The following is a 16137-nucleotide window of genomic DNA, read 5'->3' as shown; positions in this document are numbered from 1 at the left end:
TCGATATGTGATTCTCGAGCGCAGCAGATCGCGGCCGCCCGTCTCGCCGGGAGCGGTCCGGGTCGCGTCTCGAGCGCTCCGAGATTGATGCGTTACCGTGCAGCCGAGATGCGTCGGCTGGCTTCCGGCGATCCTTGCTCCGCAGCCCTGAGATACCAGGCCCGTGCCTTGGCTGCGTCGGGAACGGCACCGAGCAACCGTGATTTCGTCAGTTCGGCCGGGTCGTAGGTGCGCGCGAGCAGGAGGGAAGCGTCCGCAATGCCGGCGTCGGAAAGCCGCGTCAGAATCAGCCGCGCGCTGGCGACGTCGCCCGCGGCGAGCAGGTCGCGTCCGCGCTTCATCAGCCCGTCGACCTCGTCTCGCGGCAGCGGAACGGTCGGGCGGGGCGAGGCCATCGGCAGCGCAGGGGAGGGAGGGGAGACCGCCGGCGCTGCGGCGGCCGGCGCTGGCGACGTCGGCGTCGAGGGCCATGGCCGCATCGCCAGTTCTGTACTGCTGGGAGCCGCGAGCGCGGCGACCGTCTGCGGGGGATCTTCCTGGGCAACCTTGGCTTCCGCGGGATCGATCTGGGCCAGGCTTTCCAGCACGGCGGTCGGCATGATCGGGCTCTTGCTGCCCGGTGTCGGCCCGCCATTCTCGAAGGAGACCATGTTGACCACCATCATGGCGATGGAGGCCGCGATGCCGACGGCGGCACCGATCTTGATGATGCTGCCCAGCCGGAACGATTTGTCCGGATCCTCCGGCGGCAGCGGCATCACGACGGGATCGAGCTTCGCGCTCCAGGCGCGATGCACCTCCTCATCGTCGAGGTCAAGGGCCGCCGGCCGCGCCGGCAGGGAGCTTGGCCGGGACACCAGATGATGCGGCAGGGGCACGCCGTCGGCAGGCGGATCGAACGTCGTCGGGCCGGCCTCCGTCTGGCGGCGGCGCGGCGCATATCTGCGGAGCTCTTCGCTCGCCCAGGGCGGCGCTGGCTTTGCCGGATCGTTCTGATCTGGAGCACTCATCACTAGCCTCCTGTCTCCGACGAACGGGTCGTGGGAGATAGCTTCAGGACGTCGGGCGCGCGCGGTCCAACCGAAGCGCACATGATGCGACATCGGGGACATTGCATCAACGCTTCCGTCGAGACCGACAGGTCCGGTTTCCTTCCGACATGCACGCCATTGTTTTCGCGCGCCCTGGTCACAATCGATGTTGCTTGGTCCCTAAGCTGATCAATGTTCTTGTCGGGAAGGGTGAGCAGGTAAGGCTATTTGATGGAAATTTCCCGGCGCGCCGCATCGGTGATTGCTCGCGATGCGCGAGACCGGGGGCGATTTCTGCGCTTTGCAGAAAGATCGGGTGGAGTATCTGGATGCCGCAATCCTCTCGACTTTGCCGCGAGGTCAGGGGCTTAGCGGGCCGAGGAGTTGCAGGCGCGCCAGGAAATTCTGCAACTTAGGCGAGAGGTGGGGAAAAACAAATGCGGCCGGACAATGCCGGCCGCATTCACATATCCGATCGATTTTTACTCCGCCGCCAGCGCGACGGACACACAAGCGGCTTCGATCGCAACGGCAACCGACTGGATGATGGCGGCAAAGCGGACGGCGGTCTGGATCGTGGCCGCGGGCACGCCCGCATCCTGCAGGACCTTCTCATGCGAATCGATGCAGGTGCCGCAGCCGTTGATGGCGGACACCGCGAGCGACCACAGCTCGAAATCGGCCTTGTCGATGCCTGGGTTGGCGATGACGTTCATCCGCAGCCGGGCCGGCATCGTCGCGTACTCCTTGTTCGAGGCAAGGTGCACGAAGCGGTAGTAGACGTTGTTCATGGCCATGATCGCGGCGGCCGATTTTGCCGCCGCCAAAGCGGCGGGCGACAGCTGCGTGGCTGCAACCGATTCGAAGGCCGCAACGACGCTCGGATTGCGAGTCGCAATCGCGCAGGCGACGAACAGGCCATATTTGGCCTGCGGCGACAGCGTCTCGTCGGACGCCATGGATGACAGATTGAGCCTGACATCCTTGGCGAAGTCCGGGATCTGGTCCTTCAACTGCTCGATCGACATGATCAGGCGACCTTCAGGGTCTCGCCGCCGACTTCGCGATTGCACGGGCAGAGCTCGTCGGTCTGCAGCGCGTCGAGCACGCGCAGCGTATCCTTCGGAGCGCGGCCGACATTGAGGTTGGTCGCATAGACGTGCTGGATGGTGTTGTCGGGATCGACGATGAAGGTGTAGCGGTAGGCGACGCCATCCGGCGAACGAACGCCGAGGCCGTCGACCAATGCGCCCTTGGTGTCGGCGAACTGCCAGATCGGCAGCTTGTGCAGATCCTTGTGGTCGCGGCGCCAGGCGAGCTTGCAGAACTCGTTGTCGGTCGAGCCGCCGAGCACCACGGCATCGCGGTCCGCGAAGTCCTTCGCCAGGCGCGCGAACTCGGCAATCTCGGTCGGACAGACGAAAGTGAAATCCTTCGGATAGAAGAAGATGATCTTCCACTTTCCAGGGAAGCTGGTCTCGGTCAGGGTCTCGAAGGCGCTCTCGCCCTTCTCCTCCTGCAGATGAAAGCCGGGTTTCACGCCGACGATTTCAAACGATGGCAGCTTGCTTCCAATTCCGAGCATTTTGCACTCCAAGAAAATTATTGCGCTGCAATAGCGAGGCGCATTGTGCATTGCAAGCGATATGCCATTCGTTTTTAGTATCAGGGGATTGTCGAAAATCCGACACTCGGCGGCGCCATGCTGCAAATGCGAGGACGTGGCGGCGGGGAGCTTGCAGATGCCGCCCGCTTGGGCGGTTTCGAACGTCGGCTTCGCGACATGGTGGTCCGACATTGAGCGGCGGCAGCCGGAGGGCACGCATCGTTGTCTCGTCAACAGGAGGTTGACGTCCCGCCTGGTCTGGGCGCCGCGCGACCTCGTATTGACGGTCGAGCCGGCGGCCGACGTGCAATTTCTTTGTGCGGCCCAAGTGGCAAAATTGACATTATCGCCTTTGTTGCGATGCACGTTTGACCACGGCGACTCCTGAAGCGGCAGCAAGGCGACAAGCCGTCGGCAGATCACGGCGCGGCACGGCGCAAGGTGTCGCACAGCGCACAGTGTTGTCAGCTTTTCAGCAAATCGCGTCTGTTATTTCGCCTTGCTGCACGACGACCCGACCATAGTCTCCTCGCAGATTTTCATTGGCCTGGGAGGAGTTCATCACCATGAGCGAAACTGTCTCGGCATCAAATGCAAGCGCGAGCCTGTCGATCGACCGACGACGATTTCTCGCAACCTCGGCCGCGCTCGCGGCAGGATGGGGAGCGTCCTCGCTGTTCGGAACCAGGAGCGCGGCGGCGGCGGGACTGAAGACGGTGCGCTTTAGCGAGGCCGTGCACAATCTCGGCTACATCAATCTCTACGTCGGCATGCATGCCGGCATCTTCAAGAAGAACGGTCTGGACATGCAGGTGAGCGCCGCTGGCGGCGACACCCAGACCTTCGCCGCGGTGCTCGGCGGCTCGGCCGATTTTGCCATCGGCGACGCGACCATGGCACAGATATCGCGTGAGAACGGCGGTCCCGGCGTGGTCGTCGGGACGGTCGTGCAACGCGCGCACTATTTCGGCGTCTCCAAGACGCTGGAGCCGATCACCGACCCGAAGGCGTTCAAGGGTCTCAGAATCGTGACCTCGCCCGAGCCGAACACCAACTACAGCGTGGCGAAGCGCCTTCTGGAGAAGGCAGGACTGAAGGTCGGTGTCGATGCGACCATCGTCCCCGTCAACCCCGGCACCGAGATCGCCGCGATGCTGGCGGGCCAGGCCGACATCGCGATCGCCTATCAGCCCAGCGTGGCCGCGGCGGAGGCGCAAGGCGCCAAGGTTGTGTTCGACTTCTCGAACTACATCGGTCCGTTCTGCAATACGGGGATCATGGTGCTGCCGACCACGATTCAGAAGGACCCCGAGATGGTGCAGGCGCTGGTGACCTCGTTCGAGGAAGCCTCGCGCAAGACCTACGCCGACCCCGCCTTCTCCAAGGAAGTCGCACGCAAGGAGTTCCCGGACCTGCCCGGCGAGGTCGTCGACAAGGCGATCGACGCCGAGCTGAAATATCTCATTCCGGCGCAGTCGGTGATCACCAAGACGGACCAGTGGGCGAACCTGATGGAAATGCAGGTCTATCTCGGCAACGCCAAGGGCTCGGTGCCGTTCGATCAGATCATCGACAACTCCTTCGCAGAGAAGGCGATCGCCAGCCTCAAATGACCGAGGTGACCGGCATGATGCAGGCCGCGCCGGGCGCCATCGCAGCGCCTGCGCCGCCGCTCGTCGTCGAGCATGTTGCCAAGAGCTACGAGCTTGACGGCGGCCGCGTGGTGCCGGTGATCGGCGATCTCAGCCTGACATTGCGAGAGGGGGAGATCGTCAGCATCGTCGGCCCGTCCGGTTGCGGGAAGACGACGCTCCTGAACACGCTGTGCGGATTGTTGGCGCCGGATGCCGGCCGCATCCGCTGGCACGGCCGCGAGGTCGCCGGCCAACCGCAGAATGTCGGCTACATGTTGCAGAAGGATCTGCTGCTGCCGTGGCGGACCGCGCTCAGCAACACCATGCTGGGACTCGAGATACATGGCGTTCCGGCCGCCGAAGCGGAGGACCGCTGCCGGGCCTTGCTCGACCAGCTCGGGCTGCACGGCTTTGCCGACCACTATCCCGCGACCCTGTCCGGTGGCATGCGCCAGCGGGTGGCGCTCGCGCGCACGCTGGTCAATGAGCCCGACGTGCTGCTGCTCGACGAGCCGTTCGCCGCGCTGGATTTCCAAAGCAAGCTCCTGATCGAGAACGACACGGTGGGCCTGGTCCGGCAGGGGCGCCGTTCGCTGCTGCTGATCACCCACGACATCGAGGAGGCGGTGTCACTCGCCGACCGGGTGATCGTGCTGTCGAAGCGGCCGACGCAGATCAAGGCGGTCTACGACATTGCGCTCGGCAGCGAGCGCCGCGACGTGATCTCGGTGCGGCAGACGCCAGGCTTCAGTGACTACGTCCGCAGCATCTGGGCCGATCTCGACGTGGTGCTGCAATGACCGCCGACATCGACGCGCCGCCGGTCCGCTCGGCACCGACACCGGTCTCCGAGGCACGGGCGGTTCGGACGCCGACACGTGGGCGGCGATGGCTGCATCTGCGCACCACGCTTGCCGTGCTCGTCACCCAGCTTCTCGTCCTGGCGGCCTTCCTCGCCTTCTGGGAATATGCGACCGGGCAGAACAAGGCTGCCGCCTTCATGTTCGGCTCGCCGTCCGCCATCCTCAAGTTTCTCTCGCAGATGGCCTATGACGGCAGCCTGTGGCGCGATACCTCCGTCACCGGGCTGGAGACGCTGCTCGGCTTCTTCGTCGGCAACTGCATCGGCACATTGATCGGACTGTCGCTGTGGTATTCGCGCTTCGTCTCGCGCGTGGTCGAGCCGTTCGTGATCGCGCTCGGCTCGATTCCGATCATCGCGCTGGCGCCGATCATCATCATCTGGTTCGGCACCGGGCTGATCTCGAAGGTTGCGATGTCGACTTTGTCGGTCGTGATCGTCGCCCTGGTGACCTCGTACAAGGGTGCCACCGGCGTCGATCCCGACCAGATCAATTTGTTCCGCACTCTCGGCGCGTCCAAGTTCCAGATCTTCCGCAAGCTGGTGGTGCCGGCGTCGCTGACGGACATCTTCGCGGGGCTGAAGCTCACCGTCGGCTTTGCCCTGATCGGCGCGATCGTCGGCGAGTTCATGTCCTCCTCCGAAGGGCTGGGGCACGCCATCTTCAAGGCCGGGTCGCTCTATATCATTCCGAAGGTGTTCGCCGCGCTGGTTGCGACGATCGCGCTGGCGCTGGTGCTGACTTTTGCGGTCGGCAAGATCGAGCGGCTGCTGATGCCGTGGCGGCGGCAGCCGCGATGATGCAACGACGTTGGAGATAGCAGGAGTGATCATGTCAAAGCGCATCGGCAAGGCCGGCAACATCAAATACGCGCTGTCGGGCGACAATGAGTTCATCGCGACCGTCGATCCCGGTGAGATCTTCGTCGTCGAATGCGCGATCAATGTCAACGACGGCACCATCCGCGCGCTCGGCCAGCAACTGGTCGAGAGCGACGTGACGCTGCCCTACGTCAACGGTGCGACTGGCCCGATCGAGGTGCGCGGCGCCAAGCCTGGCGACATGTTGCGGCTCGACATCATTGACATGGAGCTCGACCGGCTCGGCTTCACCGCGCTGTGGCCGGGCATCGGCATGTTTCCGGACTGGGTCCGGCGCAAGGAGTTCGGCATCCAGACCCGCGTCGTCGCGGTCGAGGACGGCCACGTGCTGTGGAACGAGCATGTGAAGCTTCCGGTCCGGCCGATGATCGGCGTTGCCGGGGTCGCGCCGGTGCATGGCGCGGTGCTGACGGTGGACAACGGGCCGCATGGTGGCAATCTCGACGTTCAGGAGATCACCTCCGGCAACTCGGTGTTCTTCCGCGTCAACAAGGACGGCGCGCATCTTTTCCTCGGCGATTGCCACGCCATCCAGGGCGACGGCGAAGCCAACGGCATGGGCGCGATCGAGATCGCCGCGAACCTCACCGTGAAGGTGTCGTTGGACAAGGCTCCGGCGCGGCTGAACCATCCGCGAATCGAGACGCCGACGCACATCTGCACGCTGGGCTGCGCGCGCCCGCTCGAGGACGCGATGCGGATCGCGTTCGAGGAGATGATCAACTGGCTGGAGGACGATTGGAGGATTCCGGCGCCGGAGGCCTACATGCTGCTCGGCCAGGTCGCCGAGGCGCGCTGCACCCAGGTGGTCAATCCGAAATACACCTACATCTGCAAGGTCAACAAGGCTCTGCTCGCCGGCTATCACGGTTGAAAACCGAAACTGATTGAAAGGAGACGATCATGGATCTGGGATTGGCCGGCCAGAGCGTGCTGGTGACGGGCGGCAGCAAGGGTATTGGCCTTGCGATCGCGGAATTGTTCGCCGAGGAAGGCGCCGGTGTCGCGATCTGCGCGCGCGACGGCGACGCAGTCGGCAAGGTCGTGACGACACTTGCGTCGAAAGGCGTGAAGGCGTGGGGGCAGGGCGTCGACGTCGCCGATCCCGTGGCGCTGAAGGGCTGGGTCGACGGCGCGGCAAGGGAGCTGGGCGGAATCGATTGCGTGGTCTGCAACGTCAGCGCGCTCGCCGTGGGCGACTCTCCGGAGACCTGGGAGAAGTCCTTTCGCACCGACATGATGCATACGGTCAACGCGATCGCGGCAGCAATTCCTTACCTGGAGCAGTCGAAGTCGGCCTCGATCGTCATCATCTCCAGCGTGTCGGGCTTTGAAGTCGATTTCGCCGCCGGATCCTATGGCGCGATCAAGGGTGCGCTGATCCATTACGCCAAGGGCCTCGCGCATCAACTGGTCGGCAAAGGCATTCGCGTCAACGCGGTGTCGCCGGGCAACACCTATTTCGAGGGCGGCATCTGGCAGAACATCGAGAATGGATCGCCTGACCTGTTCAAGACCGCAATGGGCTTGAATCCGACGGGGCGCATGGGAACAGCCCAGGAGGTGGCCTACGGCGTCGTGATGCTCGCAAGCCCGCTCGCAAGCCGCATTTCGGGAACCAATCTGATCATCGATGGCGCCCTGACGAAGGCGGTGTAGGTCCGACGAGATTGCCGGTCGCGCTGTTCGACCGGCAGGCGCGGCCGCACCATGCGGCCATGCCGAACCGACGTCCCTAGATGCGCTGGACGGCCGTGAGCGGCCAGTCTCCGATGATGCCGAACCGCTGGCGGGCGTTGGGCTGGCGGAACAACACGATCCGGTCGATCCGGAGCTCTGTCAGCGACAGCGCCGCAAATCTCTGCTGCAGCATCGTCAGGATCGGCCGGCGTCGTTCGTCGGACAGCCGGCAGGTCAGCGTCATGTGGAAGCGGAAATCCTCCATGACATAGGGATAGCCCCAGCGATCGAGATGATCGCGCTGTCGTGGTGTCAGCAGGTCCGGCTTGCGCCGTGCACGGTCCGCGGCGGTCATCGGCGCGCGAAACGGCTCGAACGCCCGGACACAATCGGCTGCGAGCTGTTGCAGCGCCGGCGAGGGCTCGCCAGGGATCATCGCGACGAAGCCGCTGATCGAGTCCACGATGGGACGAATGATCGGAATGGCGCGCGGCCTTGCCGCGAACTCCGCACAGGCGTCGCGGAGCGAGGCTTCGCTCTGCGCATCGGCCAGTTCGAACGGCGCCTTCAAAGTGGCGTGGAAGCCATATTTGCGCGGGTCCGCGCTCAGCTCGGCCCAATCGGGAACCGCGCGAACGACTTCTTCCGGAAAGCTCGGCTCGTCGCCGCTCCAGGCGTCGTAACCCAGCAGGCTCGCGCCGAATCCGGCCAAGCCCGTCGTCGCCGCCGGGGCGTAGTAGATCGCGTAGCGGGGCGCATCGACCATGATCTGCTACTCCGCCGCGATGGTGCGCACGGGCACTGCGTTCAGCCGATGGGTCTCGGCCAGATAGACCAGCCGGCCGGACGCGATGACGGCGACGACGCGGGGGCGCAACGGCACGCGGTCATCGACCAGAATGACGTCGGCGCGGCGGCCTTCGGCCAGCGTCCCGCGGTCCGCCAGTCCGGCCGCGCGTGCGGGGCCGCCCGAGATCAGATCCCAGGCGCGTGCCAGCGGCAGAACGCCGTCCGCCGCGAGCCGATACGCCGCCAGCAGCGGCGCTGGATAGTAGTAGTCGGAGGCCAGCACCGAGCAGAGGCCCTTGGCGATCATGTCGCTGGCTCGCGTCCACCCGGTATGGCTGCCGCCCCGAACGACGTTGGGCGCGCCGAAGACGATCGCGTCTCCGCCCTGAGCGGCCTCGCGCGCAGTCTCCTCGTTGACCGGAAATTCCGCGATGGTCACGCCCTGGCTGCGAAACGCCTTGCGCATGGCCGGGCTGTCGTCGTCGTGCGACAGCATGCGGACGCCAGCCTTGCGTGCGATGTCGGCCAGCCGCGCGATCGAGGCTGGAACGGCATCCGCGCGAGAGGCGATGCGCGCGACCAGCCGGTCGAACTCCGCGCCGGGCAGGCCGGTGCGGTCGACCATGCGCTGGCGCTTGTGCGGCGTGTCCAGGCTCGCGACCGTCGAGTCCATGTGATCGTTGAAGGCGAACAGGTCGACGCGCCGATCGGCGAGCCACTGGCCGATTTCCTCCTCGTCGTCGAGATTGAAGGTCTCGTGGCGCAGATGAAAGCGCGTGTCGGCCGCGAGCTGCGGGCGCAGCGCTTCGATCGATTCGAGCAGCCGCCGCGCATTGTCGGCGCTGCGCAGGCCCGGCTCCCATGACCAGGTCGTTGCGTGGAAGACCGTGGTGATGCCATTGCTGACGGCCTGGCGGTCGCTGTCGATCAGCGCGACGTCGGTCGGGAAATCGACCCCGGCCCGCGGCATCATCTGGCGCTCGAACGCATCACCGTGGATGTCGACGATGCCGGGGAGCACGGTGAGCCCCTCCGCGTCGAGTTCGAGACCTGACCGGCACCCCGGTGTCCCGATGCCGGCGATGACGTCGCCGGATATGATCAAGGAGGTGTCCACGAGCTCTGTGTCGACGAGGCAGCGGCCCCGCGAGATTGAGATATCGGTCATGGGGCGGCACTCTGCCGTACCGGGACGCGGGCGTCGAGAGCGGCCTCGTATTTATCCAGGAACGCGGTGATCTCGAGCTTGCGGAAATCGGGCAGCGCCGCGCGCAGCGCCTCGTGCTTCCAATCCCACCACGCCAGATCGAGCAGCCGCTGCTCGACCTCGCGCGGAAACCGGCGCTTGACCGGGCGCGCCGGATTGCCGGCGACGATCGTATAGGCCGGAACGTCCTTGGTGACGATGGCGCCAGCCGCCACGACCGCGCCGGTGCCGATGTTGCGGCCCGGCAGCACGATCGCGCCATGGCCGATCCAGACGTCGTGTCCGATCCGGACATGATGCTCTCGCCGCCAGGCGAAGAACTCGGCATCGTCGGGCTCGCCTGGAAAATAGGCGCTGGCGCGATAGGTGAAATGGGCCTGCGTCGCCCGCTGCATCGGGTGGTTGCCCGGGTTGATCCGGGTCATCGCCGCGATCGAGCAGAACTTGCCGACCGTCGTGTAGGTGATCTGGGAATCGTTGACCACGTAGGAGTAGTCGCCCATCGTCACCTCCTGCAGGATGGTGCGGGCGCCGATCTCGCAATAGGCGCCGAGCGTCACGTCCTGGAGCTTGGCCGAAGGGTCAACGGTAGGTTCAATCGAAAGCAGCTTGCCGGCCATCTCGCATCCTGTCTCTACGCCTGTGAAGGTGTTGGGTCTCCCCTATGACAGAGGCGTGACATCTGCATGACTGCCGACCGGCATGTGGACGGATGTGGCGCCGCAGTGTTGCTGTCACATAACTGTAGAATCGAGACGTTAGCGATAGGCCAAAGCGAGGCGTCTGGAGAATTCAATGCTGGTGGTGGATGGCCTGACGTGCCGTTTTGGCATGAAAGCCGCGGTCGACAATGCGTCCTTCTCTGTTGCACCCGGCAGCTTCGTCGGCGTGATCGGGCGTTCCGGCGCGGGCAAGTCGACCCTGCTGCGGTCCATCAATCGCCTGAGTCCTGTGAGCGGCGGCCGCATTCTCTTCAAGGATCTCGATGTGACGGCGCTGCGCGGCCGCGACCTGCGGCAGTGGCGCGCGCGCTCGGCGATGATCTTCCAGCAGTTCAATCTGGTCGGCCGATTGGACGTGCTCACGAACGTCCTGATGGGGCGACTCGCCGAAATCCCGTCGTGGCGCTCTCTGGCGCAGCTCTGGCCGGCGGCGGATGTTGCCATGGCGCTGTCCGCGCTCGAGCAGTTCGACATGGCCTCCCTCGCCGCGCAGCGCGCCGATCAGCTTTCGGGCGGGCAGCAGCAGCGCGTCGCGATCGCGCGCGCGCTGGTCCAGAATCCGGAAATCATCTTGGCCGATGAGCCGATCGCCTCGCTCGATCCGCGCAACACCAAGATCGTCATGGACGCGCTGCTGCGCATCAACAAGCATTTCGGCATCACCGTGATCTGCAATCTGCACTCGCTCGATCTGGCGCGCGGCTATTGCGACCGATTGATCGGAATGGCGAATGGTCGGGTCGTGTTCGACGATCTGCCGGCGGCGCTCACCGGCCAGATCGCGCGCGAGCTGTACGATCTGGAGGCCGACGAGGTGATGCCGCCGGCAATGCCCAAAGCTCCCGAATCCGTTCCGGCTGTCGGCAAAGTTGCCGTCGCCTGATTGCCTGCGTGCTGCGGGCGCATCTGTCGTGTCAATCCTGACATCGTCCCCTGAAACTTGAAGGACGTTCCATGATCAATCGTCGTCTCATTCTGGCCGGTTTGGCCGCTCTGTCGTTCGCTTCGTCCGCCTCGGCCGAGGACTGGCGAACCAAATATCCGGAGATCACCTTTGCCGCGATCCCGGCCGAAAACGGCTCGGGTGTCGTCGAGCGTTACACGCCGTTCGTGAACTATCTTTCCAAGGAGCTCGGCGTCAAGGTGACGCTGCGCGTCGCCAATGACTATGCCGCGGTCATCGAGGGCCAGCGCGCCGGCAACATTCACATCGGCTATTATGGTCCGGCCTCCTTCGCCCGCGCGCGCGTGACGGGCGTCAAGACGGACGCTTTCGTGATCGACGTCAACTCGGACGGCTCGAAGGGCTATTATTCAGTGTTCTACGTGCTCGCCAAGAGCCCGTACCAGAAGCTCGAGGATCTGAAGGGCAAGAATCTCGGCCTGGTGGACCCGAACTCGACCTCTGGCAACAACATGCCGCGCTTCAAGATGAGCCAGATGGGCATCGACCCCGACACCTATTTCTCCCAGGTCATCTTTACGGGCAGCCACGAGAACGCCGTGCTTGCCCTGGCGCAAGGAACCGTCGACGTCGCCGCAAACTGGTGGAACAACGGAGATGACTCCAACCTGACCCGCATGCTCACCAAGAACATGGTGAAGTCGGCCGACGGCACGCCGCTGAAGAAGGAAGATTTCCGCATCATCGGCAAGTCGGACATGATCATCAACTCGCCCTACGCCTATCTCAGCGACCTGCCCACCGACATGAAGGCCGCAATCAAGCAGGCCTTCCTCGACGCGGCAAAGAAGGATCCGGAAGCCTTCGCCAAGCTGTCCGACGGCAAGAACAAGCCGTGGGAGGCGATCTCGACGGAGGACTACAACAAGACTGTCGAGCTGATCAAATTCGTCGACTCCCTCCGCAAGAAGGGCTCGTAAGCGTTGCATCGGGCCGGCGGTACCGCGTCCCCGAACCCCCCGCCGGCCGATTTGCGCCCTTGCACCGACAAACATGTCGTCAGCCGTCGCCATCCTGCCTGAACAGCAGCTCGAACCTCTGCAGCGCGCCTACCGCAAAGCGGTGGCGCGCAAGCGTCTGCGTGCAGTGGTCGTGCTGGTTGCGTGCGGCCTCGTGCTGTTCGTTTCAGCCATCGGTTCGGAGGTCAACCTCCGAACGCTCGTCACCTATCTCGGCAACTTCCTCAGCTATTTCGACCGGCTCTTCACGCTCGACGACGGACACCGGGTGTGGACCAACCTGCCGGAATGGTTCTGGGGTCTGCGCAAATGGACGCGGCTTCTCGGTGAGACGATCCTGATCAGCTATGTCGGAACCATGCTCGGCGCCGTCCTGGCGTTTGCATTGAATTTCCTCGCGGCCGAGAACACCTCTCCTGCATCCTGGCTGCGCTTCGCGGTCCGGCGCCTGCTCGAGTTTGCCCGCACGGTGCCGGGCATCGTGTTCGCTCTGATTTTTGTCATGGCCTTCGGATTGGGGCCAATGGCCGGCGTATTCGCCATCGCGATCCACTCCTGCGGTGCGCTCGGCAAGCTGTTTTCGGAGGTCGTCGAAAACGTCGACATGAAGCCGGTCGAGGGAGTCCGCGCGACCGGTGCCGGCTGGCTGTCCTGCATGCGCTTTGCCGTCCTGCCACAGGTCGTCGCAGGCTACACGAGCTACACGTTGCTGCGGTTCGAGATCAACGTCCGCGAGGCGTCGGTGATGGGCTTCGTCGGTGCGGGCGGCATCGGCCAGGAGCTCGTCGTCGCGATCCGCAAGTTCTACTATTCCGACGTCAGCGCGATCCTCGTTCTGATCATCCTGACGGTGTTTGTCATCGACATTGGCACGGGGCTGCTGCGCAGCCGTCTCTTCGGCAGCGAAGGCCGGGCATGATGCGAAAGCTGGACGAGATCGATACCGCCGCGCTGCGATCGCGATACCCAGGCGTGTTCGAGCGGCCGGCGTCCGCCCGTCTGGCGACGCCGCTGGTGGCCGTTGCCGCGATGGGCATCTTCGTGTTCGGCCTCGTCGAGCTCGGCTTCTCGCCGACGAGGCTGTTGACGGGCATCAGTCAACTCGGTTGGATCACCCTGATGATGCTGCCGCCGGATCCCGGCGCGTCGCTTCCGACCTATCTGAAATCGATGGGAGAGACGCTGTCGATTGCCATGCTCGGCACGATGCTCGCGGCCGTGCTCGCGCTGCCCGTCAGCCTGCTCGCGGCGCGCAATATCGTCCCGTCCGCAATCTTCCGCTTTCCGGTACGGCGGCTGTTCGACAGCATCCGCGGCGTCGATACGCTGATCTGGGCGCTGGTCTGGATCAACGTCGTTGGACTCGGTCCATTCGCCGGTGTGCTCGCGATTGCCGTGTCCGACTTCGGCGCGTTGGGCAAGCTGTTCTCGGAGGCGATCGAGGGGGCCGACCGGCGCCAGGTCGAGGGCGTTCGTGCAGCCGGCGGCAGCGCGCTGCATGAGATCCGCTTCGGCCTCCTGCCGCAGGTTCTTCCCGTGATTGCCGGCCAGGTGCTCTACTTCATCGAATCCAACACGCGCTCGGCGACGATCATCGGCATCGTCGGCGCCGGCGGGATCGGGCTGCAACTCGCCGAGCAGATCCGCGTGCTGGAATGGCAGAAGGTGTCGTTCCTGATCCTGATGATCCTGGTGGCGGTGGCCGCGATCGACTGGATCTCGGGCAAGCTGCGGTTTGCGATCATCGGCCGCCGCGCCATCGCTTGAACGGCGTGGCATCCGAAGGTTGCGATCGTTTGCCTACGAACGATCAGGGTGCGGCGTCCGCTGTGTGTGCTGCACCCGGTGTCGCAAATCCTTCATGTGCCGCCTTTAGGGGAAGCTCCGGAACTGGCCGTGATGCCAGGAATACGGAGTCTATCTTCATGAAGCTCACCCGCCTCGTTCTCGCGCTGCTCGCGCTGTGCGTCGCCGCATCGTGGCAGCCGGCCAAGGCTGCGGACGTCATCTGCTACAACTGTCCGCCGGAATGGGCCGACTGGGCCTCGATGCTCAAGGCGATCAAGACCGATCTCGGCTACGACATTCCGCACGACAACAAGAACTCCGGCCAGGCGCTGGCGCAGATCCTTGCCGAGAAGAGCAACCCAGTCGGCGACATCGGCTATTTCGGAGTCACCTTCGGAATGAAGGCGAAGACGCAGGACGCGCTCGAGGCCTACAAGCCGGCGAACTGGGATCAGGTCCCCGCCGGCTTGAAGGATGCGGATGGCTACTGGACCACGATCCACTCCGGTACGCTCGGCCTGTTCGTGAACAAGGATGCGCTTGGCGGCAAGCCGGTCCCGGCCTGCTGGAAGGATCTGCTCAAGCCGGACTACAAGGGCATGGTCGGCTATCTCGACCCGAGCTCGGCTGCCGTCGGCTATGTCGGCGCCGTCGCCGTCAATCTCGCGCTCGGCGGTTCGCAAGCGAATTTCGAACCTGCCGTCACGTTCTTCAAGGACCTGCGCAAGAACGATCCGATCGTGCCAAAGCAGACGTCCTACGCGCGTGTCGTCTCGGGCGAGATCCCGATCCTGTTCGACTACGATTTCAACGCCTACCGCGCGAAATATACCGAGAAGGGCAATTTCGAGTTCGTGATTCCCTGCGAAGGCTCGGTGGTCTTCCCCTACGTCGTCGGCCTGGTGAAGAACGCACCCGACAAGGACAAGGCGAAGAAGGTGATCGACTATCTGCTCTCCGACAAGGGCCAGGCGATCTGGACCAATGCCTATCTGCGCCCGGCGCGCCCGATCGAGCTGCCGGACGCGGTGAAGAACAAGTTCCTGCCGGACAGCGACTACGCCCGCGCCAAGAGCGTGAACTGGGGCGATATGGAAGCCGCGCAAAAGGGCTTCGTCGATCGCTATCTGTCCGAAGTCCGCTGAAGGAGCACCGCGCCTCCGCCGGAGAGGATCCGGCGGAGGCGCACTTGATCACATGTCGCACAGTTCATTCGTCCGGCTCTGCCTGCTGCCATTGGCAGCCGTCACCGCGGCCTTCTTCCTGCTTCCGATGGCGAGGCTGCTCGTCACCGGCGCCGAGGGACCGCACGGTCTGGCCGAATATCTCGCGATCATCCTCGAGCCGCGCTACCGCACGACACTTCTCAACACGCTGGCGCTGGCGGCGGCCACCACGATCGCGACCCTGGTCATCGCGACGATCGCCGGCCTGTTCCTGCAGCGTCACCGGTTTCCCGGCCGCGCGCTCCTGGTCGCGATCCTGACGTTTCCGCTCGCGTTCCCGGGCGTCGTGGTCGGCTTCATGATCATCCTTTTGGCTGGCCGCCAGGGGCTGATCGGCGAGATCTCGTCCCGGCTCACCGGCGACAAGCTCGTATTCGCCTATTCGATCTACGGGCTGTTCCTCGGCTATCTCTATTTCTCGATTCCGCGGGTGATCCTCACGATCATGGCTGCCGCGCAGAAATTGGATCCGGGCCTGGAGGAGGCCGCGCGCTCGCTCGGCGCCGGCCCCTGGGCCGTGCTGCGCGACGTGATCCTGCCGGCCTTGACGCCGGCGCTGATCGCGTCCGGCGCGATCGCGTTCGCGACGGCGATGGGCGCGTTCGGAACGGCATTCACCTTGGCCACGAACATCGACGTGTTGCCGATGCTGATCTACACGGAGTTCACGCTGGCCGGAAACCTTGCCACCTCGGCGGCGCTCTCGGTCGGGCTTGGCCTGATGACCTGGCTGATGCTGGCACTGGCGCGCTCCTTCGCCGGCAGCTCCGTGGCAGCGGCAGGGTAG

General features: G+C 64.5%; 17 protein-coding genes. 11 read left to right on the top strand and 6 right to left on the bottom strand.

Annotated elements, in window-relative coordinates:
- Nucleotides 1–92: 92 nt before the first annotated feature.
- The 3 genes from QW845_RS22105 to QW845_RS22095 all read right to left on the bottom strand — a co-directional run bounded on the left by QW845_RS22105 (nt 93) and on the right by QW845_RS22095 (nt 2616).
- A complete protein-coding gene (locus QW845_RS22105; protein WP_315803652.1) occupies nt 93–1010 on the bottom strand; it encodes a sel1 repeat family protein in 918 nt (305 codons plus the stop codon).
- Between the two features lie 503 nt (nt 1011–1513).
- Nucleotides 1514–2059, bottom strand: a complete 546-nt coding sequence (locus QW845_RS22100) for a carboxymuconolactone decarboxylase family protein (RefSeq protein WP_315803651.1) — start codon at nt 2057–2059, stop codon at nt 1514–1516.
- A 2-nt stretch (nt 2060–2061) separates the two neighbouring features.
- Nucleotides 2062–2616 carry a peroxiredoxin gene (locus QW845_RS22095; protein WP_315713058.1) on the bottom strand — a complete coding sequence of 185 codons (555 nt, stop codon included), beginning with the start codon at nt 2614–2616 and terminating at the stop codon, nt 2062–2064.
- A 587-nt stretch (nt 2617–3203) separates the two neighbouring features.
- Here QW845_RS22095 and QW845_RS22090 point away from each other — a divergent pair.
- Genes QW845_RS22090 through QW845_RS22070 form a run of 5 tightly spaced genes read left to right on the top strand, consistent with a single transcriptional unit; the run spans nt 3204 to nt 7674 of the window.
- Nucleotides 3204–4250 carry an ABC transporter substrate-binding protein gene (locus tag QW845_RS22090; protein WP_315803650.1) on the top strand — a complete coding sequence of 349 codons (1047 nt, stop codon included), beginning with the start codon at nt 3204–3206 and terminating at the stop codon, nt 4248–4250.
- 17 nt (nt 4251–4267) lie between these two features.
- Nucleotides 4268–5071 carry an ABC transporter ATP-binding protein gene (locus tag QW845_RS22085; protein ID WP_315803798.1) on the top strand — a complete coding sequence of 268 codons (804 nt, stop codon included), beginning with the start codon at nt 4268–4270 and terminating at the stop codon, nt 5069–5071.
- The gene (locus tag QW845_RS22080; RefSeq protein ID WP_315803649.1) at nt 5068–5934 is read left to right on the top strand and encodes an ABC transporter permease; all 867 of its coding nucleotides are present in this window, start codon (nt 5068–5070) and stop codon (nt 5932–5934) included. Before QW845_RS22085 ends, QW845_RS22080 begins: the two co-directional genes overlap by 4 nt.
- A 31-nt stretch (nt 5935–5965) precedes the next feature.
- Nucleotides 5966–6889 (top strand): acetamidase/formamidase family protein, encoded by a 924-nt coding sequence (locus QW845_RS22075; RefSeq protein ID WP_315803648.1) that lies wholly within the window; start codon nt 5966–5968, stop codon nt 6887–6889.
- A gap of 29 nt (nt 6890–6918) precedes the next feature.
- Entirely contained in the window at nt 6919–7674 is a 756-nt protein-coding gene (locus QW845_RS22070) for an SDR family oxidoreductase (protein WP_315803647.1), read from the top strand.
- A 76-nt stretch (nt 7675–7750) separates the two neighbouring features.
- On the opposite strand, the gene QW845_RS22065 is transcribed toward QW845_RS22070, so the two are convergent.
- The 3 genes from QW845_RS22065 to QW845_RS22055 are packed head-to-tail and all read right to left on the bottom strand — an operon-like array spanning nt 7751 to nt 10311.
- A complete protein-coding gene (locus tag QW845_RS22065; RefSeq protein ID WP_315803646.1) occupies nt 7751–8461 on the bottom strand; it encodes a DUF1045 domain-containing protein in 711 nt (236 codons plus the stop codon).
- 6 nt (nt 8462–8467) lie between these two features.
- A complete protein-coding gene (locus QW845_RS22060; protein ID WP_315803645.1) occupies nt 8468–9652 on the bottom strand; it encodes an alpha-D-ribose 1-methylphosphonate 5-triphosphate diphosphatase in 1185 nt (394 codons plus the stop codon).
- On the bottom strand, nt 9649–10311 hold the full coding sequence (locus QW845_RS22055) for a DapH/DapD/GlmU-related protein (protein ID WP_315803644.1): 663 nt from the start codon (nt 10309–10311) through the stop codon (nt 9649–9651). Before QW845_RS22055 ends, QW845_RS22060 begins: the two co-directional genes overlap by 4 nt.
- 175 nt (nt 10312–10486) lie before the next feature.
- Here QW845_RS22055 and phnC point away from each other — a divergent pair, with 175 nt between their 5' ends.
- From phnC to QW845_RS22025, 6 genes are all read left to right on the top strand, one after another.
- Complete coding sequence (phnC, locus tag QW845_RS22050; protein ID WP_315803643.1) at nt 10487–11296, top strand: phosphonate ABC transporter ATP-binding protein; 810 nt, start codon at nt 10487–10489, stop codon at nt 11294–11296.
- 71 nt (nt 11297–11367) lie between these two features.
- Nucleotides 11368–12297, top strand: a complete 930-nt coding sequence (gene phnD, locus QW845_RS22045) for a phosphonate ABC transporter substrate-binding protein (RefSeq protein ID WP_315803642.1) — start codon at nt 11368–11370, stop codon at nt 12295–12297.
- A 73-nt stretch (nt 12298–12370) separates the two neighbouring features.
- Nucleotides 12371–13255, top strand: a complete 885-nt coding sequence (gene phnE / locus QW845_RS22040; RefSeq protein ID WP_315803641.1) for a phosphonate ABC transporter, permease protein PhnE — start codon at nt 12371–12373, stop codon at nt 13253–13255.
- Nucleotides 13255–14103, top strand: a complete 849-nt coding sequence (phnE, locus tag QW845_RS22035) for a phosphonate ABC transporter, permease protein PhnE (protein WP_315803797.1) — start codon at nt 13255–13257, stop codon at nt 14101–14103. The genes phnE (QW845_RS22040) and phnE (QW845_RS22035) overlap by 1 nt, the downstream gene beginning before the upstream one ends.
- Before the next feature lie 158 nt (nt 14104–14261).
- The gene (locus QW845_RS22030) at nt 14262–15269 is read left to right on the top strand and encodes an ABC transporter substrate-binding protein (protein ID WP_315803640.1); all 1008 of its coding nucleotides are present in this window, start codon (nt 14262–14264) and stop codon (nt 15267–15269) included.
- Nucleotides 15270–15321: 52 nt separating this feature from the next.
- Nucleotides 15322–16137 carry an ABC transporter permease gene (locus tag QW845_RS22025; RefSeq protein WP_315803639.1) on the top strand — a complete coding sequence of 272 codons (816 nt, stop codon included), beginning with the start codon at nt 15322–15324 and terminating at the stop codon, nt 16135–16137.

Source organism: Bradyrhizobium sp. SZCCHNS3002 (genome assembly GCF_032377435.1).
In the GTDB taxonomy this organism is placed as follows: Bacteria; Pseudomonadota; Alphaproteobacteria; order Rhizobiales; family Xanthobacteraceae; genus Bradyrhizobium.
The sequence above is the reverse complement of the archived record's forward strand: the minus strand, read 5'-3'. Positions and strand labels throughout refer to the sequence as shown.